Annotated in this window: 17 protein-coding genes; 7 read left to right on the plus strand and 10 right to left on the minus strand. The window is 69.5% G+C overall.

The annotated features are described in order from the left end of the window. Window positions 1-121: 121 nt before the first annotated feature. On the plus strand, window positions 122-865 hold the full coding sequence (locus tag REH65_RS18520; RefSeq protein WP_406688463.1) for a class I SAM-dependent methyltransferase: 744 nt from the start codon (window positions 122-124) through the stop codon (window positions 863-865). A 53-nt stretch (window positions 866-918) separates the two neighbouring features. On the opposite strand, the gene REH65_RS18525 is transcribed toward REH65_RS18520, so the two are convergent. The 7 genes from REH65_RS18525 to REH65_RS18555 all read right to left on the minus strand — a co-directional run bounded on the left by REH65_RS18525 (window position 919) and on the right by REH65_RS18555 (window position 4,889). Further along, the gene (locus tag REH65_RS18525) at window positions 919-1,218 is read right to left on the minus strand and encodes a DUF1416 domain-containing protein (RefSeq protein ID WP_281457364.1); all 300 of its coding nucleotides are present in this window, start codon (window positions 1,216-1,218) and stop codon (window positions 919-921) included. Window positions 1,219-1,251: 33 nt separating this feature from the next. Beyond that, complete coding sequence (locus REH65_RS18530) at window positions 1,252-2,091, minus strand: sulfurtransferase (protein WP_281457365.1); 840 nt, start codon at window positions 2,089-2,091, stop codon at window positions 1,252-1,254. Window positions 2,092-2,126: 35 nt separating this feature from the next. Further along, window positions 2,127-2,570 (minus strand): DUF4395 domain-containing protein, encoded by a 444-nt coding sequence (locus tag REH65_RS18535; RefSeq protein WP_281457366.1) that lies wholly within the window; start codon window positions 2,568-2,570, stop codon window positions 2,127-2,129. 132 nt (window positions 2,571-2,702) lie between these two features. After that, window positions 2,703-2,768 carry a putative leader peptide gene (locus REH65_RS18540; protein ID WP_363786369.1) on the minus strand — a complete coding sequence of 22 codons (66 nt, stop codon included), beginning with the start codon at window positions 2,766-2,768 and terminating at the stop codon, window positions 2,703-2,705. A gap of 90 nt (window positions 2,769-2,858) precedes the next feature. After that, a complete protein-coding gene (locus REH65_RS18545; RefSeq protein ID WP_406688464.1) occupies window positions 2,859-3,296 on the minus strand; it encodes a TlpA family protein disulfide reductase in 438 nt (145 codons plus the stop codon). Next, window positions 3,293-4,096 (minus strand): DUF2993 domain-containing protein, encoded by an 804-nt coding sequence (locus REH65_RS18550; RefSeq protein WP_406688465.1) that lies wholly within the window; start codon window positions 4,094-4,096, stop codon window positions 3,293-3,295. The genes REH65_RS18545 and REH65_RS18550 overlap by 4 nt, the downstream gene beginning before the upstream one ends. A gap of 31 nt (window positions 4,097-4,127) precedes the next feature. Next, complete coding sequence (locus REH65_RS18555; RefSeq protein ID WP_281457369.1) at window positions 4,128-4,889, minus strand: alpha/beta hydrolase; 762 nt, start codon at window positions 4,887-4,889, stop codon at window positions 4,128-4,130. A 186-nt stretch (window positions 4,890-5,075) separates the two neighbouring features. Between REH65_RS18555 and REH65_RS18560 the strand changes: the two genes are divergently transcribed. From REH65_RS18560 to pstB, 6 genes are all read left to right on the plus strand, one after another. After that, window positions 5,076-5,831, plus strand: coding sequence for a winged-helix domain-containing protein (locus tag REH65_RS18560; RefSeq protein WP_406688466.1), 756 nt, complete (start codon window positions 5,076-5,078; stop codon window positions 5,829-5,831). Window positions 5,832-5,898: 67 nt separating this feature from the next. Continuing rightward, a complete protein-coding gene (gene mshD, locus REH65_RS18565) occupies window positions 5,899-6,858 on the plus strand; it encodes a mycothiol synthase (protein ID WP_406688467.1) in 960 nt (319 codons plus the stop codon). A 222-nt stretch (window positions 6,859-7,080) separates the two neighbouring features. Beyond that, complete coding sequence (gene pstS, locus REH65_RS18570) at window positions 7,081-8,196, plus strand: phosphate ABC transporter substrate-binding protein PstS (protein ID WP_406688468.1); 1,116 nt, start codon at window positions 7,081-7,083, stop codon at window positions 8,194-8,196. 203 nt (window positions 8,197-8,399) lie between these two features. Continuing rightward, the gene (gene pstC, locus REH65_RS18575) at window positions 8,400-9,326 is read left to right on the plus strand and encodes a phosphate ABC transporter permease subunit PstC (RefSeq protein ID WP_406688469.1); all 927 of its coding nucleotides are present in this window, start codon (window positions 8,400-8,402) and stop codon (window positions 9,324-9,326) included. Further along, a complete protein-coding gene (gene pstA / locus REH65_RS18580; RefSeq protein ID WP_406688470.1) occupies window positions 9,323-10,237 on the plus strand; it encodes a phosphate ABC transporter permease PstA in 915 nt (304 codons plus the stop codon). Before pstC ends, pstA begins: the two co-directional genes overlap by 4 nt. Before the next feature lie 11 nt (window positions 10,238-10,248). Continuing rightward, the gene (gene pstB / locus REH65_RS18585) at window positions 10,249-11,025 is read left to right on the plus strand and encodes a phosphate ABC transporter ATP-binding protein PstB (RefSeq protein ID WP_281457374.1); all 777 of its coding nucleotides are present in this window, start codon (window positions 10,249-10,251) and stop codon (window positions 11,023-11,025) included. A 165-nt stretch (window positions 11,026-11,190) separates the two neighbouring features. Here pstB and REH65_RS18590 read toward each other — a convergent pair whose 3' ends face one another. The 3 genes from REH65_RS18590 to REH65_RS18600 form a co-directional block, all read right to left on the minus strand. Further along, on the minus strand, window positions 11,191-12,048 hold the full coding sequence (locus REH65_RS18590) for a helix-turn-helix transcriptional regulator (protein WP_281457375.1): 858 nt from the start codon (window positions 12,046-12,048) through the stop codon (window positions 11,191-11,193). Between the two features lie 133 nt (window positions 12,049-12,181). Continuing rightward, complete coding sequence (gene phoU / locus REH65_RS18595; RefSeq protein WP_281457376.1) at window positions 12,182-12,829, minus strand: phosphate signaling complex protein PhoU; 648 nt, start codon at window positions 12,827-12,829, stop codon at window positions 12,182-12,184. Between the two features lie 103 nt (window positions 12,830-12,932). After that, window positions 12,933-15,296 carry an LCP family protein gene (locus tag REH65_RS18600; RefSeq protein WP_406688471.1) on the minus strand — a complete coding sequence of 788 codons (2,364 nt, stop codon included), beginning with the start codon at window positions 15,294-15,296 and terminating at the stop codon, window positions 12,933-12,935. Window positions 15,297-15,345: the final 49 nt, after the last annotated feature.

Consider the following 15,345-nt stretch of genomic DNA (forward strand, 5'->3'; position numbering starts at 1 on the left):
ACGCGTGAAGGATAACCACGGCGCCGCCCCGGCGGAGTGTGGCGTGCGGCATGATCGGCGTGGTGCGCGGTCGCGACAGGCCGCTGAACACCAGGAACGTCAGAGCCGGGACGAGGATCACATGGACTTCGAGACGCTGCGCGAGCGCGCGCTGGCCTACCGCGAGGAGCTGCTGGCCCGCAAGGACAAGATCGCTCCGACCGACTTCGGGTGGTACCCGTACGACACGATGGCCAACATCTTCCACCTGGACGCCCTGCTCAGCGGCGAGCACCGGCAGGTCTTCGACCGCATCGCGGGCACCCGCATCGCCGACATCGGCGCCGCCGACGGCGACTTCGGGTTCTTCCTGGAGGACGAGCTGGGCTGCGAGGTCGACCTGATCGACAACGCGCCCACCAACTTCAACGGCCTGCGCGGCGCCCGGCGCCTGGTGGCGGAGCTGCCGTCCCGCGCGCAGGTGCACGAGATCGACCTCGACGCCCAGTTCCGGCTGCCCGCCGAGCACTACGGCGCGGTGTTCTTCCTCGGCCTGCTCTACCACCTGAAGAACCCGTTCCTGGTGCTGGAGCGGCTGGCCGAGCGCGCCGAGCTTTGCTTCGTCTCGACCCGCGTCGCCCAGGTCACCCCGGACGGCACCCGCATCGCGGACCAGCCGGTCGCCTACCTGCTGGACCCGGCCGAGGCCAACAACGACGCCACCAACTTCTGGATCTTCAGCGAGGCCGGCCTGCGCCGCCTGTTCGACCGCACCGGCTGGGAGGTCGTCGACTTCACCACAGTCGGCTGCCGGGAGGACTCCGATCCCCGGACCCCAGACCGCGACGAGCGGGCTTTCGCGCTGCTTCGCTCCCGCAAGGCCTGAAACGGCGAAGGGCCGGCACCTCGGTGAGGTGCCGGCCCTTCGGGTCGATCAGGTCAGGCGACCGCGATGTCCACCGCGTGCACGCCCGCGCCGCTCGGGGAGACCTGGGACTCGCCCTTGCCGCTGCGGTGCAGCGCGCGGACGGTCCAGTCGCCGGGGGCGGCGTAGAACCGGAAGTCGCCCTCCTCGGAGGTGACGACCTCGGCGGTGAACTCACCGGAGGAGTCCAGCAGGCGGACGAAAGCCCCGCCGACGGGCGACTCCCCGGCTCGCACCTTGCCGGCCACGACGACCTGGTCAGTGGCCTCGTCGACCGCGGTTGCCGACTGCTGCGGCGCTCCGCATCCACTCATGACGCAAACTCCTTGCTCGGTGTTACCGGGTGATCAGGCCTCGGACGGGTTCTCGATCGGCACGCCGACCAGCGAGCCGTACTCGGTCCAGGAACCGTCGTAGTTCTTGACGTTCTGGTGGCCGAGCAGCTCGCGCAGCACGAACCAGGTGTGCGACGAGCGCTCGCCGATGCGGCAGTAGGCGATGGTGTCCTTGCCGGTGTCCAGCCCGGCCTCGCCGTAGATCTCCTTGAGCTCCTCGTCGGAGCGGAAGGTGCCGTCCTCGTTCGCGGCCTTGCTCCACGGCACGTTGATCGCGCTGGGGATGTGGCCACCGCGCTGCGCGGCCTCCTGCGGCAGGTGCGCCGGGGCCAGCAGCTTGCCGGAGAACTCGTCGGGCGAGCGCACGTCGACCAGGTTCTTGTTGCCGATGGCGTCCACGACCTCGTCCCGGAAGGCGCGGATCGAGGTGTCCGGTTCCTGGGCCTTGTAGGTGGTGGCGGCCTTGTTCGGCTCGTCCTTGGTCAGCTCGCGGCCGTCGAGCTCCCACTTCTTGCGGCCACCGTCGAGCAGCTTGACGTCGTCGTGGCCGTAGAGCTTGAAGTACCAGTAGGCGTAGGCGGCGAACCAGTTGTTGTTGCCGCCGTAGAGCACCACGGTGTCGTCGTTGCTGATGCCCTTGGCGGACAGCAGCTTCTCGAAGCCCTCGCGGTTGACGAAGTCACGACGGACGTGGTCCTGCAGGTCGTTCTTCCAGTCCAGCTTGATGGCCCCGGGGATGTGGCCGCCGTCGTAGGCGGTGGTGTCCTCGTCCACCTCAGCGAACACCACCCCGGCGGTGTTCAGGTTCTCCTCGGCCCACTCGGTGGAGACCAGGACGTCTGCGCGGCTCATCGAGCGACTCCTTCGTTGATCTTCGAACTGTGGTTTCAGTCTGCTGTGGACGCCCCGGCCGGCGCGAACCGGCGGAGCACCAGGTACATCTGGCATCCGAGGCAGTAGCCGAACACCGCGTTGAGCAGTGCCGCCACCAGGGCGAAGGCGTTGGCCACGATGCCGAGGGTGGTCAGGTCCGCCGCGTAGCCGATGGTGGCCACGAGAGCGAAGACGAAACCGACCCCTTGCGAGAAGCGGACAGGTGCGGGTTCCTCGCGGTCCTCCGGGGCGACCGGCGCCAACCTGGGCTGCACGGTGCTCCGGTAGAGAGCCCCCCACGGGTTGAGGCCCATCCCGATGAACGCGCACAGACCGAACAGAACCATCTGGGCCGCCATCACGCGCCAGCTCGTGGTGATCAGGCCCAGCGCGAGGATCGCGCTGGTGATCGCCGCGGTGAACCGGACACCTCGCGGGTCGAGCGTCGTGACAGACATCTTCGAAGGCCTCCTGACGATGTGGACTGGGTCTGCCGAGTCCGTCAGGCGGTCGAGGGCGCACGCCGGCGGGAGTCATGAGGGCATGACGAGGCCGTGCGGGGAGCGCGTACTACCGCCCGGTCAGTGCCATCAACACAGGCTGCTACCCACGCGGCAGAGATCAACCGCGCGCCTTCGGGTCAGCAGTACATGCACGACCCGGAGATTACCCGGATCGACCGATCGCCGGGAAGAACGTTCATACAGTGGGACGGATCTAACGGAGCTGCTCGCCTCGTTGCCGGGTCAGAGGTGCGGCTCGATCGCCTCGGCGAGGGCCTGGGGGCGGGGGACGCCGCCGATGCGGAAGAGCTCGCGGCCCGCGCGGTCGAGGACCAACGTCGTGGGCGTGGTGTGCACGCGCAGCGGCGTGGACCACTCGGGGTGGTCGGTGAGGTCGACCTCGACGTGCCTGACCTGGTCGTTCTTGCCCGCGAAGTCCGCCAGCAGGATGCGGGTGTGCCGGCACGGCTGGCAGAACGTCGTCGACAGCTGCAGCAGCGTCACCCGCGCGTCCGGGTCCGGAGCGGCGTCGAGCTGCTGCTTGAGCCCGTCCGGGAAGTGGTCGGTCACGATCTCCTCGCCCCCGCTGCTGCGCACCTTGCCCTGCCGCGCCTGCCACACCAGGCCCAGCACCAGCGCCACCGGCACCACCACCAGCAGCGCGATCACACCCGGGCTCATCCGGTCGTCACCCCGCTGCCGCTGATCGTCACGTTCTCGGCGGTGCCCTCGACGACCATCGCGCCGCGCTCCGCCCGCACGGCCGTGGGCTGCACCTCGAACGGCAGCATCCCCGGGTCGAGGGTGGTGTTGAACTGCTTGAGCACCGACTGCTCGAAGATCGGTGGCAGCTCGATCTTGCCGAACGCGCTGTTGTTGAGCTCCAGCTTCCGCGGCTCGATCTCCATCTTGCCGTTGACCAGCGACATCACCGCGATCACCCGGACCTTGTTGTCCGAGCCCGCGATGTTGACCGTGCCGTCGAGCTGCACCAGCGCCCGCTGGTCCTCGCCGCCCTCGGCCAGCCGCTTGTCGGCCTCGCTGACGTTGCCGTCGTCGTCGGCCAGCGCGTCCGGGGCCGCCGGTTCGATTGTCAGGTCCTGGATGCCGATCAGCCGCGCCACGTCGGAGGCCCGCAGCTTCACCCGGCCGACCAGCTGGTCCACCGAGATCTCGTCGGCGGTCCCGGCGATGACCTCCGAGGTGGCGACCTTCGCGCCGTGCAGGTCGGCCTCGATGCCCACCTCGTTGAACGGGCCCACCGGCACCGCGTTGGCCACCAGCTGCACGTCGCGGTAGTCGCCGGCCGCGACCTGCGTCAGGAACGGGAAGCCGTTGATCGAGACTTCCGGGTTCTCCGGCAGCTTGAGCTGCTGGGCGACCTTCTTCGACACCTGGTACTCCGCGAACGCGGCCGACCCGAAGTCGGCGGCGACCAGGAGACCCAGGACGAGGACGAGGGTGATCGCGAGCTTCTTCACTCCGAGCGTTCCGTTTCTGTCGGGGCGCCGGTCACCCGACCGCGTGGGGATCGGGTGGCCTCACTGTAATCATCGCCCACGCGGCGATCCGGTCCACCAGCTCGGGAGTGGTCGAGCTCTCCGCGTGCCGCATGCCCTCCACCGGCCAGAACTCCGCGCCGCCCGCCTCCGCGAGCGCCAGTGCGTCGGCGAGCGGGAAGTAGTGGTCGTCGGTGCCGTGCACGATCAGCTGCGGGATCTCGATGCGGGTGGCGAGCTCGATCGGCGAGGTCGGAACCCGAGGCCACGGGCCCGCCAGCCGCACGCCGAGCAGCCGCGCGCTCGCCCGGCCGTGCGGCTGCTCCAGCAGCCAGTGCACCCGGCGCATCGCGGCCGTGTCGCGCACGAACCAGCGGGCCGGGCTGCTCACCGCGACCACCGCGTCCGGCGGCGTACCGAGCGCGGCCTGGCGCAGGACCACGGATCCGCCCAGCGAAAACCCGAGTGTGACGACGCGCTCACATCCGGCGGCGCGCAGATGTGCGACGGCGGCGTCGACGTCCATCGCCTCGTTCGGGCCCACGGTGGTGCGACCACCGGAGCGGCCGTGGCCGCGGAAGTCGGTCGCCAGCACCGGCCCGTGCGTCGCCAGCCGCTCCAGCACCCCGCGCACGCTGGGCTTCCGGATGTGGTTGGTGAACCCGTGGCCGACCACGAACCCCAGTGGCGCGGGCAGTCCGGGACCGGGGTGCAGCACGCCCCGCAGCCGCGTACCGTCCTCGGCGCGCAACGTGACGGGCCGGTCCGGAAACATGCCGGAAACACGGTGACGGTTTCCGTTCACAATTGTGATGCCCTCGGTTGGACCTGGGTTTTTCCACCGCATGTCGGTTTTTCTCCTTGCCATCCACAGGCAACGACGCCGAGTCATCCGCCCGCTGCGGGTGATGACCACACAACATGGCTGTCGACTCTCGCGCCTGGAGATGGAGGCCCCCAGATGAGCTCCGAGCTGCTCCTGCTGACCGGTGAGTCCGACTGCGATGCGGTCCTGCCGTCGCTGGCACTGCTGCCGCACCGCGTCCGAATCCTCCCCGCCGACCCCGGCGCCATCCTGTCCGGCGGTGCCCACGACGTCGTCATCGTCGACGCCCGCACCGACCTGGCCGGTGCCCGAGACCTGTGCCGCCTGCTGTCCGCGGGTGACGTGCCGGTGATCGCGCTGGTCAACGAGGGCGGCCTGGTCACCGTCAGCGCCGAGTGGGGCGTGGACGACATCCTCCTGCCGGCCACCGGCCCGGCCGAGATCGACGCCCGGCTGCGCCTGCTGGTCTCCCGCCGCAGCAGCGCTTCCAGCAGCGGCGACGGCTCGCTCAGCGTCGGCGACCTGGTGATCGAGGAGGCCACCTACACGGCCCGGCTGCGCGGCCGCGCGCTCGAACTGACCTACAAGGAGTTCGAGCTGCTGAAGTTCCTGGCCAACCACGCGGGCCGGGTGTTCACCCGCGCCCAGCTGCTGCAGGAGGTCTGGGGCTACGACTTCTTCGGCGGCACCCGCACGGTCGACGTCCACGTGCGGCGGCTGCGCGCCAAGCTCGGCCCGGAGCACGACTCGATGATCGGCACCGTGCGCAACGTCGGCTACAAGTTCGTCCGCCCGAACCGCGGCGGCTCGTCTTCGCCGCTGGCCACCGAGCTCACCGAGACCGAGACCGTCGAGATCACAGACGAGGACCTGCGCAGCCTCAACGCATGACACCGAGATCGACGAGGAGCCCCCGATCACCGATCGGGGGCTCCTTCGCGTTCGGATCGGTAGGGTCATGAGCGTGCAGTTGACTTGGCGTAACGGACTGGATGACGCGGAGACCGCTGAGGTGATGGGTCTTCTCGACGAGGCGGAGAAGGCCGACGGCGTGGCGCCGGTGGGCGAGCACGTGATCCTGCGGCTGAAGGCCCACCGCGACGTGGTGCACCAGATCGAACCGGTGCAGGCCGACGTCCGCTCCGAGCACTTCGTCCTCCGCGACTCCGGTGGGGTGCTGATCGGTTACGCCCACCTGGACACCGAGCACGAGCCGGGCGCCGGGCAGCTGGTGGCCGAGCTCGCCGTGCACCCCGAGCACCGCAGGCGGGGCGCGGGCGCTCGGCTCGTCGAGGCGCTGCTGGAGCGCGCCGAGCTGGGCACCGAGCCGGACGCCGACTCGGGTCGGCTGCGGATCTGGTCGCACGGCGAGCACCCGGGAGCGGTGCGCCTGGCCGAGCGCTACGGCCTGCACCGGCCGCGCGAGCTGTGGCGGATGGGCCGCGAGCTCGCCGAGCCGGAGCTGCCCGAGGTGACGCTGCCGGAGGGCGTGACGATCCGCGCGTTCGAGCCGGGCCGGGACGAGGCCGAGGTCGTGCGGGTGAACCACCGCGCGTTCGTCTGGCACCCCGAGCAGGGCGACATGACCGAGGACGACGTGCGCACCAAGGAGCGCGAGGACTGGTTCGACCCGCAGGGCTTCTTCCTCGCGGTCGACGCGGCGGGCGCGCTGCAGGGCTTCCACTGGACGAAGGTGCACCCGGACGGGACCGGTGAGGTCTACGTCGTCGGCGTCGACCCGCACGCGCAGGGCGGTGGCCTGGGCAAGTCACTGACAGTGGCCGGATTGCGGTACTTGCGGGACACTGGCCGTAGTCACGTCATGCTCTACGTCGAGGCCGACAACGTCCCCGCGGTGAAGGTCTACCAGCGGTTGGGCTTCGCCAAGTGGGACAGCGATGTGCAATTCGGACGCTGACCCGCCGATGCGCTGAGTCACGGCGGGACCGGAACACGGGTGTCCTCATCGCCCGTTCGAATGTGGCCCCGCTTACTCAGGGTGCCTTGTTCACTTCGCGTTCACTTGGATGGCGAGGGGCGTCCACTCGGGCTGCTTAGCGTTCGGGCCAAGCGGCACAAAGCACGAGCGTCCGCGCTCGGCCGCGCCCCGCAAGTTTGTCCCCTTGGGTGGAGGAACGAAGTGAGAATCAAGCGGCACAGCGCTGCGTTGGCCGTCGTCGCCGCGGGCGCGCTCGTGCTCGCCGGCTGCGGATCGGACCAGAACGTCCCGCAGGGCGGCGGCAACCCGGCCCTCGACAGCGTCCAGGTCGAGTGCGGCACCAAGCCCGTCTCCGGTGAGGGTTCCTCGGCGCAGAAGAACGCCGTCGACGTCTTCGCCCGCGACTACGGCCTCAAGTGCGCCGGCCAGAACGTGAACTACACCAAGTCCGGTTCCGGCAAGGGCGTCGCCGCGTTCACCGCCGGCCAGATCGACTTCGGCGGCTCGGACTCCGCGCTCAAGGAGGAGAAGGGCGAGGTCGCCAAGGCCGCCGAGCGCTGCCAGGGCAACCCGGCCTGGAACATCCCGATGGTGTTCGGCCCCATCGCGATCTCCTACAACCTCCCGGGCGTCAGCGACCTGACCCTCACCCCGGACCTGATCAGCAAGATCTACAAGGGTGAGATCAAGAAGTGGGACGACCCGGCGATCAAGGCCGCGAACCCCAACGCGCAGCTGCCCTCGATCGACATCGTGCCGTTCTTCCGCTCGGACGAGTCGGGCACCACCGAGAACTTCCAGAAGTACCTGAAGACCGCCACCGGCGGCGCGTTCTCCGGTGAGGGCAAGACCTTCCAGGGCGGCCAGGGCGTCGGCCAGGGCCGCGACGGCTCCGACCAGGTGGCGCAGTCGGTCAAGGCGACCGAGGGCGGCTTCACCTACGTCGAGTGGTCCTTCCCGAAGAACCTGGGCCTGGGCATCGCCAAGATCGACAGCGGCGCCGGCCCGGTCGAGCTCAACACCGCCAACGTCGGCAAGGCCATCGAAGAGGCCAAGATCGAGGGCCAGGGCAACGACCTGCGCGTCGACCTGGAGTCGATCTACGGCAACAAGGCCCCGGGCGTCTACCCGATCGTCCTGAACACCTACGAGATCGTCTGCTCGAAGGGTTACGACCCGGAGACCGCCAAGGCGGTCAAGGCCTTCCTGAAGGTGGCCGCCAACGCCAACCCGCAGGAACTGGAGAAGGCGGGCTACGTCCCGCTGCCCGAGGCCTTCAAGACCAAGGTTCTGGGCGCCGTCGACGCCATCGCATGACCGTGTGACCGGGCCCGCCCGCGACCCGGGCGGGCCCCTGGTCCTGCGGAGAGGATGAGAGGCTGCGAGCTGCAGTGACCGACTCAACGAGAGCCGAGACGCGCCCCGCGGACACCACCGGTGCCCAGCGGGGCGCTTCGGCGCATTCCGGACCGGAGGCTCCCATTTCCGCTCCAGAGACGTCCGCGGGCAAATCCTCCCGCGTGGGCGACAAGGTGTTCTCCTCGCTCGCCACGGCGTCCGGGGCGTTCGTGGTGGCGGTGATCGCGGCGATCGCGATCTTCCTGCTCATCCGGGCGATCCCCGCGCTGCAGGTGAACCACGTGAACTTCCTGTTCAGCCGGGAGTGGGACACGCGGAACCCCGCAGACATGAGCTTCGGGATCCTGGACCTGGCCTGGATCACCGTGGCGAGCTCCGTGGTCGCGCTGGTGATCGCGATGCCGCTGTCCGGCGGGATCGCGCTGTTCCTCACCCGCTACGCGCCGCGCAGCCTGGCCCGCCCGTTCGCCTACATCGTCGACCTGCTGGCCGCGGTGCCCTCGGTCGTCTACGGCCTCTGGGGATTCCTGGTGCTGGGGCCGGTCCTCAAGCCGGTGTCGACGTGGCTGAACGAGACGCTGGGCTGGATCCCGATCTTCGGCCAGGGCAACATCGCCCAGGTCGACTCCGGCGCGAACGTCTTCACCGCGGGCATCGTGCTCGCCGTGATGATCATCCCGACGATCACCGGCGTCACCCGGGAGGTCTTCGCGCGGACCCCGGACGCCCAGGTCGAGGGCGCGCTCGCGCTCGGCGCCACCAACTGGGAGGTCGTCAAGACCACGGTGTGGCCGTTCGGCCGCAACGGTTTCGTCGGCGGCTCGATGCTCGGCCTCGGCCGCGCGCTGGGCGAGACGATGGCCCTGACCATCATCCTGAGCGGCGCCACCGCCCCTCCCGGGTACAGCATCTTCGACAGCGGGGCGACCTTCGCCTCCAAGATCGCGCTCGGGTCGGCGGAGTTCAACAACAACCTGCAGGTCGGTGCCTACATCTCCGCAGGTCTGGTGCTGTTCATCATCACCTTCGCAGTCAACGCGATCGCGCGCTGGATCGAGAGTGCGGCCGGCGCTAAGGGGAAGTCATGAGGACCGACGCTGCCGACGTGGAGCAGCTCGCAACCGCGCCGGCCTTCCAGAGCATCGGCTTCGGCCGGAAGTTCAAGAACAACCTGGCCACCGTGCTGTTCGCGGCCGCCTTCGTGGTCGCGGTCATCCCGCTGCTGTGGGTGCTGTGGACGCTGATCGAACGCGGCCTCAAGCCCATCCTCAGCGCCGACTGGTGGTCGCACTCCTTCAACGGCCTGCTGCCGACCGACGAGGGCGGCGGTGTCTACCACGCCCTGGTCGGCACCATCTTCGAAGGCCTGGTCTGCCTGGTCTTCGCGGTGCCGCTGGGCGTGATGGTCGCGGTCTACCTGGTCGAGTACGGGCAGAACTCGAAGCTGGCCAAGGCCGCGACGTTCATGGTGGACATCCTCAGCGGCCTGCCCTCGATCGTGGCCGGCCTGTTCATCTACGCGCTGTGGATCACCACCTTCGGCATGACCCGCAGCGGTTTCGCGGTGGCGCTCGCGCTGCTTCTGCTGATGCTGCCGGTCGTCGTCCGGGTCACCGAGACGATGCTGCTGATCGTGCCGAACGAGCTCCGCGAGGCGGCCTACGCGCTGGGCCTGCCCAAGTGGAAGACCATCGTGCGGATCGTCCTGCCGACCGCGCTGTCGGGCATCGTCACCGGTGTCATGCTCGGCCTGGCGCGCGTGCTCGGTGAGACCGCACCGTTGCTGATCCTGGTCGGGTACTCGTCCTCGATCAACTTCGACCTGTTCAAGGGTGAGATGGCGTCGCTGCCGCTGACCATCTTCATGGAGCGCAGCACCGGAACCACGGCCGGTGACTACCGGATGTGGGGGGCCGCGCTCACCCTCGTGATCGTCATCATGCTGATCAACCTTGTCGCGACCGGTCTGTCCAAGATCTTCGCGATCAAGACGAAGTAGGGACTTTCGACATGGCCAAGCGTCTCGACATCAAAGACCTGAACCTGCACTACGGCAAGTTCCACGCCGTGCAGGACGTGACCCTGCAGGTCCCGGCCCGGAGCGTCACCGCGTTCATCGGCCCCTCCGGTTGCGGCAAGTCCACCGTCCTGCGGTCGCTGAACCGGATGCACGAGGTCATCCCGGGTGCCCGCGTCGACGGCAAGGTGATGCTCGACGGCGAGGACATCTACGCCGACGACGTCGACCCGGTGCAGGTCCGCAAGACCATCGGCATGGTCTTCCAGCGCGCCAACCCGTTCCCCACCATGTCCATCCGCGACAACGTGGTGGCCGGGCTGAAGCTGGCCGGTGAGAAGAACAAGTCGCACCTCGACGAGGTCGCCGAGAAGGCGCTGCGCGGCGCGAACCTGTGGGAAGAGGTCAAGGACCGGCTGAACAAGCCGGGCGGCGGTCTCTCCGGCGGTCAGCAGCAGCGGCTCTGCATCGCCCGCGCGATCGCGGTGCGGCCCGACGTGCTGCTCATGGACGAGCCCTGCTCGGCGCTGGACCCGATCTCGACGCTGGCGATCGAGGACCTGATCTCGCACCTCAAGCAGGACTACACGATCGTCATCGTCACCCACAACATGCAGCAGGCCGCTCGCGTCAGCGACCAGACCGCGTTCTTCAACCTCCGCGCGGTCGGGGAGCCCGGCCAGCTGGTGGAGATCGACGAGACCGGCAAGATCTTCTCGAACCCCACCCAGAAGGCGACGGAGGACTACATCTCCGGCCGCTTCGGCTGATCTTGTTCTGCTGACGACACGTCGGCTGTCCTCCCCAGAAGACGTGTCAGAACCCGCGGCGGTGCCAGTTGCTTGCTCGGTGAAAGAGAAACCGGCTTCGCCGGTTGACTGACGGGTGACGAAGGCGGGGCCTCCTCGATGGAGGCCCCGCCTTCTGTCGTCCGCTCAGGTCGGGAGTTCGTCCGCGACCGAGGAGATGAAGGCGCTGGAGTCCTTGGGGTTCAACGCGCTGGTGCAGACCTGCTCGAACGCCTTCAAGTAGTCGGAGGTGTCCGCGGCCTTGTCGAGGAAGCGGGAGTTGGCCGAGTCGCCGAGGTGCACGACCTGCGGGTCGGCCTCGTTGGCGAAGGAGAAGACCGCGGCGCGGTCGCCCATCAGCGGGTGGCCGCCGACGCTGAACGGCAGGACCTGCAGCGTGACGTTGCGGCGGTAGCCCAGCAGGACCAGGTGCTCCAGCTGCTGGCGCATCACGGCCGGGCTGCCCACGCAGCGGCGCAGCGCGGACTCGTCGAGCACCGCCCACAGCTCCAGCGGCTGCTCGCCCAGCAGCCGCTGCTGGCGGGTCGAGACGACCTTGAGGCGCTCGGCGATCTCGTCGTCGGTGAACACCTGCGAGTCCGAGGCCAGCAGCGCGCGCGTGTAGTCGGTGGTCTGCAGCAGCTCGGGCAGCGGGTCGCTGCCGAAGCAGCTGACGGCCTTCGCGGACGTCTCCAGGCCCAGGTAGGTCTGCAGGCCCGGGCGCTGCGCGGTGCTCGGGTACTGCTGCCACCAGCCGCGCTGCTTGGAGTCCTGAGCGAGGTCGATGAGCGCGTCCAGCTGGTCGCCGGTGGCGCCGTAGAACTCGGCCATCAGCCGCACGTCCGAGGTCCGCACCGGGACCCGGCCGAGTTCGATCTGGCTGATCTTGCCCTGCGAGCAGTCCAGGTGGGCGGCGACCTCGCGGTGCGTGCGTCCGGCGATCTCGCGGAGGCGCCGCAGTTCACTGCCCAGTCGACGTCGGTGCACGGTCGGACTCTTACCCACCGCGCACCTCATCGGTACGAGTTCGGTCGCTTCTCACCCGAAAGAGGATGGCACACGATGATCGCAACATCGAGTGCTGAGATCGACTATTAATACTTTCCGCGGAAGTTCACACCTGACCAGCGGAAACGCATCAACGGGACGGCATCTTTCCGGTCACGATGAACTCGACCCGGCGGGCCACCGCGACCGCGTGGTCGGCGAAGCGCTCGTAGAAGCGGCCCAGCAGCGTCACGTCGACGGCCGTGGCCACGCCGTGCTCCCAGTCGGGGCTCATCATCACGGTGAACAGGTGCCGGTGCAGGTCGTCCATCTCGTCGTCGACCTCGTCGAGCAGCCGCGCCGCCTCGATGTCCTGGGTCCTGATGACGGTGCTGACCTGGTTGGCCAGCTTCACCGCGATCCGGCCCATCTCGGCGAAGTAGGCGGCGACGTCGTCGGGCAGCACCGCGTTCGGGTGCCTGCGGCGCGCGGCCTTGGCGACGTGCAGCGCGAGATCGCCCATCCGCTCCATGTCCTCGGCGGCGTGGATGGTGGCGATGACGCTGCGCAGGTCGCCGGCGACCGGCGCCTGCAGGGCCAGCAGCCCGAAGGCGTACTCCTCGGCGCGCGACCGCGCCTCGTCGACCAGCGAGTCCTCGTCGATGACCTGCTCGGCCAGGCTCAGGTCGGCTTCCAGGAGCGATTTGGTGGCGCGCTCCATCGCCGTCCCGACCATCGCCGACATGGAGGCGAGAACGTCGGTGAGCATGCCTAGTTGTTCCTGGTAGACCTCGCGCATGTCACCCAGCGTACTTCGCGGCGGAATCGGGCAGAATGACCTGTGGTGAACCACGGGTGAACAGGTCGTGATCCGCGCAACCGGAAACGGACGTTCCCGCTGGTCAGCCGCAGATGTCGTGGCCGGCATTAACGGTTGAGAGATCACCCGGCAGCGAGGGGTCCGCGGGCTGCTGGTGCAGCGTCCGGCCCACTCCTGAGGCCCCGCCGGAACCACCCGATCCGCCGATGGGCGCGCTCTGGGCGGCCTGCTGCGGAGCGGCGTCGGTGGTCACCGGAGCTCCGTCGATCATCGACTGGAACAGCGACTTCGCGGCGTCGTCCCGCAGGACCTCCATGCCCTCGTCGTTGGCGTAGCCGGTGGTCGGGACCGTCACGAAGGTGACCTTGCTCGGGTCCAGGCCCTGCAGCTGCTGGCCGAGGTCCATCAGCCGGTCGGCACCGATGTTGTCGCCGAAGGTGTTGGCGCTGACGGCCTTGACGAAGTCGCTGAGCTTGCGCGGGTCGAGCAGCACCTGGCTGGACATCGTCTTGCGCAGCAGTGACGACAGGAACATCTGCTGGCGCTGCATCCGGCCGTAGTCCGAGGTCGGGTCGCCCTTGACGTGGCGGGCGCGGACGTAGGTCAGCGCCTGGTCGCCGGTCAGGTTGTGGCGGCCGGCCTCCGGGATGACCGTGCCCAGGGTGGTGTCGATGACGGGCTTCTCGGTGCAGACCTCGACGCCGTGCACGGCGTCGACCATCGACTTGAAGCCGTTGAAGTCGATGCCCAGGAAGCTGTCCATCCGCAGGCCGGAGACCTGCTGGATGACCTTGGTGGTGCACAGCGGGCCGCCGACCGCGTAGGCCTCGTTGAGCCGCGCGCCCTGCTTGGCCGGGACGACCTCGTTGCTGTACTGGCCGGTCTTGGAGTCCCAGCGCTGGCAGGCGGGCATGTTCACCTGCAGGTCGCGCGGGAAGGACACCAGCACCACGCGGCTCCGGTCGGCCGGGATGTGCGCGATCATCGTGGTGTCCGAGCGCGCGCCCGGCTCGTCGGACTCGTTGCCGACCCCGTCCGCGGCGGTGGCCCCGGCGCGGGTGTCGGAACCGATCATGAGGAAGTTCTGGTCGCCGGCCTGACCGGCGGCGTCCTTGATGTCCTGCGAGTTCGGGTCCAGCGCCAGCACCGCCGGCGGGCCGAACAGGGTGGTGGCGCCCCAGGCGAAGCCCAGCGACAGGAACACCGTCAGCGAGGCCGCGACGGCCACGGCCATCACGATGAGGTTCGTGCGGCGCTTGCGCTGCTTCTTCTTCCACTCCATGCGCGACGCGCCGCCGCGGTCGTCGTGGAAGTCGAACGGCATGTCGCTGCCGAGCTCGGGTTCCTTCTTGTTGCCGGGCAGCCACGCGTAGCGCTTGCGGCGCTTGGCCTCCTCGGCGGCGATCTCGTCGTGCACCGCGGAGAAGCGGGCGAGCGTGAGGTCGATCTGCTCGATGTCGTTCTTGCGGTCGCCGTCGCCGTCCAGGTCGTCGTCGACGACCTCGGCTTCGTCGTCGAACTCGTCGAGCTCGGAGTAGCCGTCGGCGGGCTGGACGATCGCCGTCTCCTCGGCCCGCTCGACCGGGGGAGGCGTGGGCTTGGCGGGCTGCCCGTTCTGCGCCGCCTGCTGCTTCTGGGCCGCCGGTTTCTGGGCTGCCTGGGGCGGCTGCTGGGGAGCGGCCGGGACGCGGGGGTGCTGCGTGGTCGCGTCCATGTCCGCCTGCGGGGCCGCGGGCGGTGCGGGGCGCGGGTTGCGGCCGGACGGCGGCGAGACGCGCTGCGGGGCGTCGGTGCTCAGCGCCTGGCTGATCCGGGTGGCCTCCTCGCCGGGGGGCTCGGGGTTGCGCCGGGCCGGCCGTGCGGCGGCGCCACCGGCGAACGCGGCGGCGGCGCCCGGGGCCGAGGGCGGAGGCGGGGTGGGCCGCTGGTTGCGGCCGGACGGCGGGGAGACCGGCCCTGCGGGCGGCTGCTGCACCGGTCGGGGTCCGGTGCCGGGGGCCGTCCAGCCCGCCGGGGGCGCCGGGTTGATCGGCGGCGCGGGCGGGTTGGGCATCGGGCGGCTCGGCGGCGCCTGCCGGGGGCGGCGGCCGGACGGTTCGGGGTTCGTCCAGGCCTGCGCCGGTTCCGGCGGTGCCTGCGGAGCGGCCCGGCGGGGGCCGGTCTGCGGGGGCTGGGGTGCGGCCGGTGGCTGGCTGACCGGCGGCGGGGAGCTCGGGGGTTGGCTCGCGGGCGGCTGGGGTTCAGCCGCGCGGCGGTGGCCTGAGGTGTTCGGACCCTTGCCGTGCTTGGACAGCAGGTCGATCACTCGAGTGCCGCCCGTGCCGTCCTCGGACAGCGCGCGTCGGCGACGTCCGGAACCACCACTTGCCGAACCGGTGGCATCGGCGTCCTCGTCGGGGCGGGTACGCCGGTGCCCGAAGTCGCCATGCCGGGGGTCTTGCGGCACGCGTGTTCCCTCCCAACCTGCCTCAGTCATCGTTCTGCGAATCGTCCTG

Origin of the sequence: Saccharopolyspora sp. ID03-671 (genome assembly GCF_045278815.1) — a bacterium.
GTDB lineage: Bacteria > Actinomycetota > Actinomycetes > Mycobacteriales > Pseudonocardiaceae > Saccharopolyspora > Saccharopolyspora ipomoeae.

Coding starts and splice junctions, on each gene's coding strand:
- REH65_RS18555 (WP_281457369.1), bottom strand. CDS start 4,889: ATGTTTCCGGACCGGCCCGTCACGTTGCGCGCCGAGGACGGTACGCGG.
- pstB (WP_281457374.1), top strand. CDS start 10,249: ATGGCCAAGCGTCTCGACATCAAAGACCTGAACCTGCACTACGGCAAG.
- pstA (WP_406688470.1), top strand. CDS start 9,323: ATGAGGACCGACGCTGCCGACGTGGAGCAGCTCGCAACCGCGCCGGCC.
- REH65_RS18535 (WP_281457366.1), bottom strand. CDS start 2,570: ATGTCTGTCACGACGCTCGACCCGCGAGGTGTCCGGTTCACCGCGGCG.
- REH65_RS18525 (WP_281457364.1), bottom strand. CDS start 1,218: ATGAGTGGATGCGGAGCGCCGCAGCAGTCGGCAACCGCGGTCGACGAG.
- phoU (WP_281457376.1), bottom strand. CDS start 12,829: ATGCGCGAGGTCTACCAGGAACAACTAGGCATGCTCACCGACGTTCTC.
- mshD (WP_406688467.1), top strand. CDS start 5,899: ATGAGCGTGCAGTTGACTTGGCGTAACGGACTGGATGACGCGGAGACC.
- REH65_RS18520 (WP_406688463.1), top strand. CDS start 122: ATGGACTTCGAGACGCTGCGCGAGCGCGCGCTGGCCTACCGCGAGGAG.
- REH65_RS18545 (WP_406688464.1), bottom strand. CDS start 3,296: ATGAGCCCGGGTGTGATCGCGCTGCTGGTGGTGGTGCCGGTGGCGCTG.
- REH65_RS18560 (WP_406688466.1), top strand. CDS start 5,076: ATGAGCTCCGAGCTGCTCCTGCTGACCGGTGAGTCCGACTGCGATGCG.
- REH65_RS18530 (WP_281457365.1), bottom strand. CDS start 2,091: ATGAGCCGCGCAGACGTCCTGGTCTCCACCGAGTGGGCCGAGGAGAAC.